The 8,284-nt window shown below is 68.1% G+C and carries 7 protein-coding genes; 6 read left to right on the top strand and 1 reads right to left on the bottom strand.

Annotated elements, in window-relative coordinates; genetic code table 11:
• The 6 genes from infB to dusA form a co-directional block, all read left to right on the top strand.
• The coding region (gene infB, locus ACT6Y9_RS06540; RefSeq protein ID WP_443743929.1) for a translation initiation factor IF-2 at positions 1-2,375 on the top strand (2,375 nt) is incomplete at its 5' end.
• Between the two features lie 166 nt (positions 2,376-2,541).
• Entirely contained in the window at positions 2,542-2,952 is a 411-nt protein-coding gene (gene rbfA / locus ACT6Y9_RS06545) for a 30S ribosome-binding factor RbfA (protein WP_295480530.1), read from the top strand.
• A 16-nt stretch (positions 2,953-2,968) separates the two neighbouring features.
• Positions 2,969-3,871 carry a tRNA pseudouridine(55) synthase TruB gene (gene truB / locus ACT6Y9_RS06550; protein ID WP_295480532.1) on the top strand — a complete coding sequence of 301 codons (903 nt, stop codon included), beginning with the start codon at positions 2,969-2,971 and terminating at the stop codon, positions 3,869-3,871.
• Positions 3,872-3,907: 36 nt separating this feature from the next.
• Positions 3,908-5,752 carry a translational GTPase TypA gene (gene typA, locus ACT6Y9_RS06555; protein ID WP_295480534.1) on the top strand — a complete coding sequence of 615 codons (1,845 nt, stop codon included), beginning with the start codon at positions 3,908-3,910 and terminating at the stop codon, positions 5,750-5,752.
• The gene (locus tag ACT6Y9_RS06560; RefSeq protein ID WP_295480536.1) at positions 5,745-6,173 is read left to right on the top strand and encodes a YchJ family protein; all 429 of its coding nucleotides are present in this window, start codon (positions 5,745-5,747) and stop codon (positions 6,171-6,173) included. Before typA ends, ACT6Y9_RS06560 begins: the two co-directional genes overlap by 8 nt.
• 96 nt (positions 6,174-6,269) lie before the next feature.
• Positions 6,270-7,286 carry a tRNA dihydrouridine(20/20a) synthase DusA gene (gene dusA, locus ACT6Y9_RS06565; RefSeq protein ID WP_443743930.1) on the top strand — a complete coding sequence of 339 codons (1,017 nt, stop codon included), beginning with the start codon at positions 6,270-6,272 and terminating at the stop codon, positions 7,284-7,286.
• A gap of 109 nt (positions 7,287-7,395) precedes the next feature.
• Here dusA and ACT6Y9_RS06570 read toward each other — a convergent pair whose 3' ends face one another.
• Positions 7,396-8,220 (bottom strand): AraC family transcriptional regulator, encoded by an 825-nt coding sequence (locus ACT6Y9_RS06570; RefSeq protein WP_443743931.1) that lies wholly within the window; start codon positions 8,218-8,220, stop codon positions 7,396-7,398.
• Between the last annotated feature and the right edge of the window lie 64 nt (positions 8,221-8,284).

An 8,284-nucleotide genomic window follows, 5' to 3' on the forward strand; every position in this document is an offset into this window, starting at 1 on the left:
AACGTGCGGCCGCCGCCCAGCGCGCCGCCGCCGAGGCGAAGGCCCGCGAGGAGGCCGCGAAGAAGTCGGCCGACGAGGCCGCGCTGAAGGCCGCCCGCCGCGAAGCCGAAAAAGCGAAGCTCGAGGCGGAGGTCGCGCAGGCGACCGCGCAGAGGATCGAGCAGCAGGCCGCCGAAAACGAGCGCCGCGCCGCCGCCCGCCGCAAGGCCGAGGAGGAGGCCCGCCGCATCCGCGAGATGATGAACCGCAAGGCCGGCGTCCTCACGGCGAAGAAGCCCGTGAAGGAGGAGAAGCCCAAGGTCGAGGAGAAGCCCGCCGAGAAGAAGGCGGCTCCCGCCGAGAAGAAGGCCGCCGCCGACAAGAACCAGCCGCGCCGCAACAACGCGACGCGTCCGGCCGCCGCGCCCGCCAATTCGGGCGACAAGCGCGGTCACGGGGACAAGAAGGGCGCTCGGCGCGCGGGCGACTGGCAGGACGACGACAGGAAGGGCCGCGGCCTCAAGACCCGCGGCGGCGTCGAGGAGGAGGGCTCCGGCTCGGGCTGGCGCACCGCGCGCGGCCGCCGCAGCCAGGACCGCCATCGTCAGGACGCCCCCGTGCAGCAGGCCGTCGAACCCGTGGTACGTGAGGTGCAGGTCCCCGAGACGATCTCCGTGGCCGATCTCGCCCACAAGATGAGCGTCAAGGCGACCGAAGTGATCAAGACCCTGATGCAGATGGGCCAGATGGTCACGATCAACCAGATGCTCGACCAGGAGACGGCGATGATCGTCGTCGAGGAGATGGGCCACAAGGCGACGGCCGCGAAGGCGGACGATCCGGAAGCCTACCTCGGCGAAATCGAGGAGAAGCACGACTATCCCGAGAAGCCCCGTCCCCCGGTGGTCACCATCATGGGCCACGTCGACCACGGCAAGACGTCGCTGCTCGACTACATCCGCCGCGCCAAGGTCGCCGCGGGTGAAGCGGGCGGCATCACGCAGCACATCGGTGCGTACCACGTGAAGACGCCGCGCGGCATCATCACATTCCTCGACACCCCGGGCCACGAAGCCTTCACGGCCATGCGCGCCCGCGGCGCCCAGGCGACCGACATCGTGATTCTCGTGGTGGCGGCCGACGACGGCGTGATGCCCCAGACGCAGGAGGCGATCTCGCACTCGCGCGCCGCGGGCGTTCCGCTCGTCGTCGCGATCAACAAGATCGACAAGCCCGAGGCGAACCCCGAGCGCGTGAAGCAGGAGCTCGTCCAGGCGGGCGTGATCCCCGAGGAGTACGGCGGCGACGTGCCGTTCTGCCCCGTGTCCGCCAAGACCGGCCAGGGCGTGGACGAACTCCTTGAGAACGTGCTGCTGCAGGCCGAGATGCTCGACCTCCAGGCTCCGGACGAAGGTCCAGCCAAGGGCCTCGTGATCGAGTCGCGCCTCGACAAGGGCCGCGGCCCGGTCGCCTCGATCCTCGTGCAGTCGGGCACGCTGCACCGCGGCGACGTGGTGCTCGTGGGCGCCGAATTCGGCCGCGTGCGCGCGATGATCAACGAGCTCGGCAAGGCGCAGAACACCGCCGGCCCGTCGATCCCGGTCGAAATCCAGGGCCTCTCGGGCGTCCCGCAGGCGGGCGACGAGGTGATCTCGCTCGCCGACGAAAGGAAGGCGCGTGAAATCGCCCTCTTCCGTCAGGGCAAGTACCGCGACACGAAGCTCGCCAAGCAGCATGCGACGAACCTCGCGAACCTCTTCGCCGACGTGGGCGAGGGCGAGGTGAAGACGCTCCCGCTCATCATCAAGGCCGACGTCCAGGGCTCGCAGGAGGCGCTCATCCACGCCCTCACGCAGCTCTCGAACAACGAGGTGCGCGTGAACGTCGTGCACGCGGCCGTGGGCGGCATCTCCGAGTCGGACGTGAACCTCGCGTCGGCTTCGAAGGGCGTGATCATCGGCTTCAACGTCCGTGCGGACGCGCAGGCGAGGAAGCTCGCTGAACAGGAGTCCGTCGACATCCGCTACTACAACATCATCTACGACGCCGTGGACGACGTGAAGGCGGCCCTGTCGGGCATGCTTTCGCCCGAGCGCCGCGAGACGCCTCTCGGCCTCGTCGAGATCCGCCAGATCATCCGCGTGCCGAAGGTGGGCAACATCGCCGGCTGCCGCGTCCTCGAAGGCCTCGTGCGCCGCTCCGCGCAGGTGCGCCTGCTGCGCGACAACGTGGTCGTCTGGACGGGCGAGCTCGCGAGCCTCAAGCACTTCAAGGACGACGTGCGCGAGGTGAAGGCCGGCAACGAGTGCGGCCTCTCGCTCAAGGGCTATGAAGACATCAAGGTGAACGATCAGCTCGAAGTCTTCGAAGTGACCGAAGTCGCCCGCACGCTCTAAGGCGCGCTCCCTCGTAGACGACTTTCCACCCGGACCGCGCCTCCCTCGAAGAGGGGGGCGCCGTCCTTCCTCCGCCCGGACGACCGGGAGCGCCTCAGAGCGCGGCGCAAGCCGCCTGAGGACGCTTCCGACCGTCCGGGCGGAAGTTGATTTTTGGACGAAATTTATGAAGAACGCCAAACCCGGCCGCGCCCAGCGCATCGGCGACCAGATCGTGCGCGACCTCGCGCAGCTCATCCCGCTCGAAGTGCGCGACCCGCGCGTCGGTCTCGTCACCCTCACCGGGTGCGAGGTGACGCCCGACTACGCGCACGCGAAGGTCTACTTCACGGTGCTCGGCTCCGACCCGGCGGAAACCGCCGCCGGCCTCAACGCCGCCGCGGGGATGTTGCGCGGGCTTCTCTTCAAGAAGCTGCGCATCCACACGGTGCCGACGCTGCACTTCGCGCTCGATACGAGCGTCGTGCACGGCTTCCAGATGGACGCCCTCATCAAGCGCGCCATCGCCGAGACCGAGGCGGCGGCGCCCGCCGCCGAACAGGCTGAAAAGTTTGAAAAGGCTGAGAAGGCCGAATAAAGAGGATCCGCGCGCCATGGCAAAGACGAAGAAGGGCGACCCGATCAACGCGGTCCTTCTCCTCGACAAGGACGGGGGGCTCTCCTCCAACAGCGCCGTGCAGATCGCCCGGCGCCTCGTGAACGCGCAGAAGGCGGGCCACACCGGCACGCTCGATCCGATGGCGACGGGGCTGCTGCCGGTCTGCTTCGGCGACGCGACGAAGTTTTCCGCCGACCTTCTGAACGCCGACAAGGGCTATGAGGCCCGCGTGAAGTTGGGCGAGGTGACCGACACGGGCGACGCCGAGGGCGAAGTCGTCGAGCGCCGCCCCGTCGAGGGCGTGACGCTCGAGCGCATCGAGGCCGCCGCCCGCGGTTTCCTGGGCGAGATCGAGCAGATTCCGCCGATGCACTCGGCCCTCAAAAAGGACGGCGTCTGCCTCTACAAGCTCGCCCGCCGGGGCGAAGTGGTCGAGCGCGCGCCGCGCCGCGTGCGCGTGCTTTCGATCGAGGCGTCCGACTTCGACGGCACGTCCTTCACGATGAAGACTCTCGTCTCGAAGGGCACCTACATCCGCGTGCTCGCCGAGGACATCGGCCGCGCGCTCGGGTGCGGGGCGCACCTGACGGCCCTGCGGCGCACCCGCGTCGGGCACCTCACGCTCGACGGGGCCGTCACGCTCGAAAACCTCCGCGCACTCGGCACGCCCGAGGCGGCGCGCGGTAAACTCACGCCCGCAGACGCCCTGATCACCACGCTCGCCCGCATCGACCTCACGGCGGCGGATGAAGCGCGCTTTCTCCTCGGCCAGCGCCTGGCGCTCGGCCTAGGGACCCGGGGACGCGTACGCGTCTATGGTCCCGCCGCAGGACTCCTCGGCACGGCGGTCGTCTCCGACCGCGGCGTGCTCCAGCCCGAGCGGCTCATCGCACATTGATCCGACAAACAAAAACTTCCATTCATCCAGACTCCCATGACTCGAGCTATCCGCAACATAGCGATCATCGCGCACGTCGACCACGGCAAGACCACGATGGTCGACCGTCTCCTGCAGTGCGCCGGCACCTTCCGCGAAAACCAGCAGGTTGAAGAACGCGTGATGGACTCCAACGCCATCGAACGCGAACGCGGCATCACGATTCTCGCGAAGAACTGCGCGGTCGAATACGAAGGCGTGCACATCAACATCATCGACACCCCGGGCCACGCCGACTTCGGCGGCGAGGTGGAGCGCGTGCTCTCGATGGTCGACGGCGTGCTGCTGCTCGTCGACGCCGTTGAAGGCCCGATGCCGCAGACGCGCTTCGTCACCCGCAAGGCGCTCGCCCAGGGCCTCAAGCCCATCGTCGTGATCAACAAGATCGACCGCCCGGGCGCCCGTCCGGACTGGGTCCTCAACCAGACCTTCGACCTCTTCGACAAGTTGGGCGCCACCGAAGATCAGCTCGACTTCCCGGTGATCTACGCCTCGGCCCTGAACGGCTTCGCGGGCTACACCGAGGACGTTGAGGAACTCAAGAAGATCGGCAACATGCGCGCCGTCTTCGACACCGTGATCAAGTACGTCCCGGTGCGCGACGACAATCCCGACGGCCCGCTGATGCTGCAGATCTGCTCGCTCGACTACTCGACCTACGTCGGCAAGATCGGCGTGGGCCGCGTGCACCGCGGCCGCATCTATCCGAACTCCGAAGTGGCGATCATGAACGGCCCGGACGCCGCGCCGCGCCGCGCGAAGATCAACCAGATCCTCGAGTTTGAGGGCCTGCAGCGCAAGGAAGTCGCCGAAGCCCAGGCGGGCGACATCATCCTCGTCACCGGCATCGAAGACCTCGACATCGGCACGACCATCACGGACAAGGACCAGCCTGAAGCCCTTCCGATGCTCAAGGTCGACGAACCGACCCTGACGATGAACTTCCAGGTGAACACGTCGCCGCTCGCCGGCCGCGAAGGCAAGTTCGTCACGTCGCGTCAGATCCGCGAGCGTCTCGAACGCGAGTTGAAGTCCAACGTCGCCATGCGCATGCGCCCGACCGCCGACGAGACGGTCTGGGAGATCGCCGGCCGCGGCGAACTGCACCTCACGATTCTTCTTGAGAACATGCGCCGCGAGGGCTACGAACTCGCCGTGTCGCGTCCCCGCGTGCTGCTCAAGGAAGTCGACGGCGTCAAGATGGAGCCCTATGAACTCCTCACGGTGGACGTCGAGGAGGAGCACCAGGGTGCGGTGATGGAGGAGCTCGGCCGCCGCCGCGGCGACCTCCAGGACATGCAGCCCGACGGCAAGGGCCGCGTGCGCCTCGAGTACCGCATCCCCGCGCGCGGTCTGATCGGCTTCCAGAGCATGTTCATGACGATGTGCCGCGGCACGGGCATCATGAGCCACGTCTTCGACGACTACGGTCCGATCAAGACGGGCGACGTGGGCGAACGGCGCTCGGGCGTCATCATCTCGCAGGACGACGGCGAGGCCGTGGCCTACGCCCTCTGGAAGATCCAGGAACGCGGCCGCCTCTTCGTGAGCCCCGGCGACAAGCTCTACGAGGGCATGATCATCGGCGAGCATTCGCGTGAGAACGACATCGTCGTGAACCCGATCCGCTGCAAGCAGCTCACCAATATCCGCGCCTCGGGCTCGGACGAGGCGATCCGCCTGGTTCCCCCGGTGAAGCTCACGCTCGAATCGGCCGTCGAGTTCATCAACGACGACGAACTCGTGGAGATCACGCCGAAGACGATCCGTCTGCGCAAGCGCTTCCTCAAGGACTTCGAGCGCAAGCGCGCCGCCCGCGCCGAGGAGAAGGAGTTTGGCTAAGAAGCCCCGCGGCGCGAAGACCGTTCTCTGCCCCTGCGGCAGCGGACGACCCGCGCCCGAGTGCTGTGCCCGCTGGCTCACGGGCGGCGCGGCGCCCCTTGGGGCGCCGGACCCGGAGTCCCTGATGCGCAGCCGCTTCACAGCCTATGCCTTGGGTGACGACGCCTACGTGCTCGCCACCTGGGCGCCCGAAACCCGGCCCGCGGAGCTCTTCGCGCCGGGCGAAGCGCGCCCGAAGTGGCTCCGGCTCGAGGTGAAGGCCTCGGGCACGGCGGCGGACGGCCGCACCGGTTGGGTGGACTTCACCGCCGTGGGCCGCACCGCTCAGGGCGCCTTCCGGATGACCGAGCACTCGCGCTTCCGGCGCGATGACGCGGGCCGGTGGCTCTACGTGGACGGCGACCATCCCGCGGCGGAGTAGATCCTTCCGCTGCGAAGCTCCTCTTCCCCAAAAAGAAGCGCCCGACCGACACCTTCGGCCCGGGCGCTTTTTCCTTTCCGCCTCATTTTCACGACCATGACGACACCCGACACCCGCTCCCCCTGGCGCTTCACCGTGGCGCCGATGCTCGACTGGACGGACCGCCACTGCCGGTACTTCCACCGGCTCCTCTCGCGCCGTGCGCGGCTCTACACCGAGATGGTGACCACGGGCGCGATCCGGTTCGGGGACCGCGAGGCGCTCCTCGGCTTCTCGCCCGCGGAGCACCCCGTCGCGCTCCAGCTCGGAGGCTCGGACCCCGCCGAACTCGCCTTCTCGGTCAAGACCGCCTCCGCCTGGGGGTACGACGAATACAACCTCAACTGCGGCTGCCCCTCGCCGCGCGTGCAGAAGGGAAGCTTCGGCGCGTGCCTCATGCTCGACGCCAAGCTCGTCGCCCAATGCGTGCGCGCGATGATGAGCGAGACCGACCGCCCCGTCACGGTGAAGCACCGCATCGGCGTCGACCGCCGCGACGACTATGCGTTCGTGCGCGACTTCGTGGGCGAGGTGAGGGAGGCGGGCTGCCGCGTCTTCATCGTCCATGCGAGGAGCGCCTGGCTCCAGGGCCTCTCGCCCAAGGAAAACCGCGAGGTGCCGCCCCTCAAGAGGGAGGCGGCGTACCAGTTGAAGCGCGACTTCCCCGACTGCACGTTCGTCCTGAACGGCGGCATCACGTCTGTGGGCGAGTCGAAGGAACTGATCGACGCGGGGCTCGACGGCGTGATGGTCGGGCGTGCGGCCTACCAGAACCCGTGGATGCTCGCGGACGTGGATGAGACGCTCTTCGGCGAACCGAAGAGCATCACGCGCCTCTGCGTGATCGACGCCGTCACCGAGGAGGTGAAGGCACATTGGGCGGACGACGAACACGCGCTCCGGGCCTTCGCGCGGCACCTCAACGGCCTCTGTCAGGGGCTCCCCGGCGCGCGCGCCTGGCGGCGCACGCTCGCCGACCCCGCGGCCATCCGCCGCGAGGGCCCCGAACTCTTCCATCACGCCTGGGCGGTCGCCTTCGGCGGGAGGGATGCGGAGGAGAACAAAGAGGAGTGAGCGCCCGCTCTCAATGAGGCGGGCGGTCTGAGCCGCAGGAGAAGCGCGCCTTCCTGCGCTTTGGTGTGGGAGGCGTGTCTGCGTGAGGCATGAGGGCCCTTCCGGCGGATCAGGGGGCTGCGGCGCGTTCTACGCGACCGCTTTCGCGAAAAGCGCTCGGCGAGACACCGAAAATCCGCCGGAAGGCGCTCGAGAAGGCCGAGGGCGTCGCATAGCCGAGGCGCGCGGCGGCGACTTCGGCGTGCTCGCCCGCAAGCAGCATCTGCGCGGCCGAAAGCATCGCGATACGCAGCCGCCAGACGCCGAAGGAGAGGCCCGTTTCGCGCAGCACCAGACGTGAGAGCGTGCGCGTGCTCATCGCCGCCTCCGCGGCCCAGTCGGCCACCGGCCGCGAGAGCTGCGGATCGCTCACGATTTTTTCGACGATGCGCTTCAGTTCCGGGTGCTCGGGCAGCGGCGCGAAGCCGATCTGGAGCTTCGGTGCGGCGGCGAGCTCTTCAAAGAGCACGGCGGCGAGCCGCGCTTCGTGGCTTTTTTCGGGATAGCGCCGCGGAAGGACGGCGAAGCGCTTGAGCATCTCGATCACCATGGGCGAGAGCTGCAGACGCAGGAGCTCCGCGGGCATCATGTCCGCCCACTCCGGGTTGATGTGGCAGTAGAGCGAAACCGCGCCCTCGCCGAGAAAGCCCTCATGCCGCATGCCCGGCGGCACCCAGACGGCTGACGAGGCGGGAAGCGCTTCGCGCTTTTTCCCGTAGGCGAGCCCGACCAATCCGGAGAGCGCGACCACGAACTGCCCGGTCTGGTGTGCGTGCAGCCCAACCGACTGGCCTGCGGCGGAGCGTTCATTCACGATCACGCACTGCAGGAGTGACGTCGTGTCGTCGGGCTCGAAGCCCGCCGGCCATTTCGTTGCTTCGATGAAGGCGCTCATGGGTTTTCTTCCTGGCTCGGGATGCGGAGGATTCGGGGCGGAAATCATAAAAAGGCCGGCGGCG

The sequence above is a fragment of the Sutterella sp. genome (assembly GCF_052272535.1).
In the GTDB taxonomy this organism is placed as follows: Bacteria; Pseudomonadota; Gammaproteobacteria; order Burkholderiales; family Burkholderiaceae_F; genus Sutterella.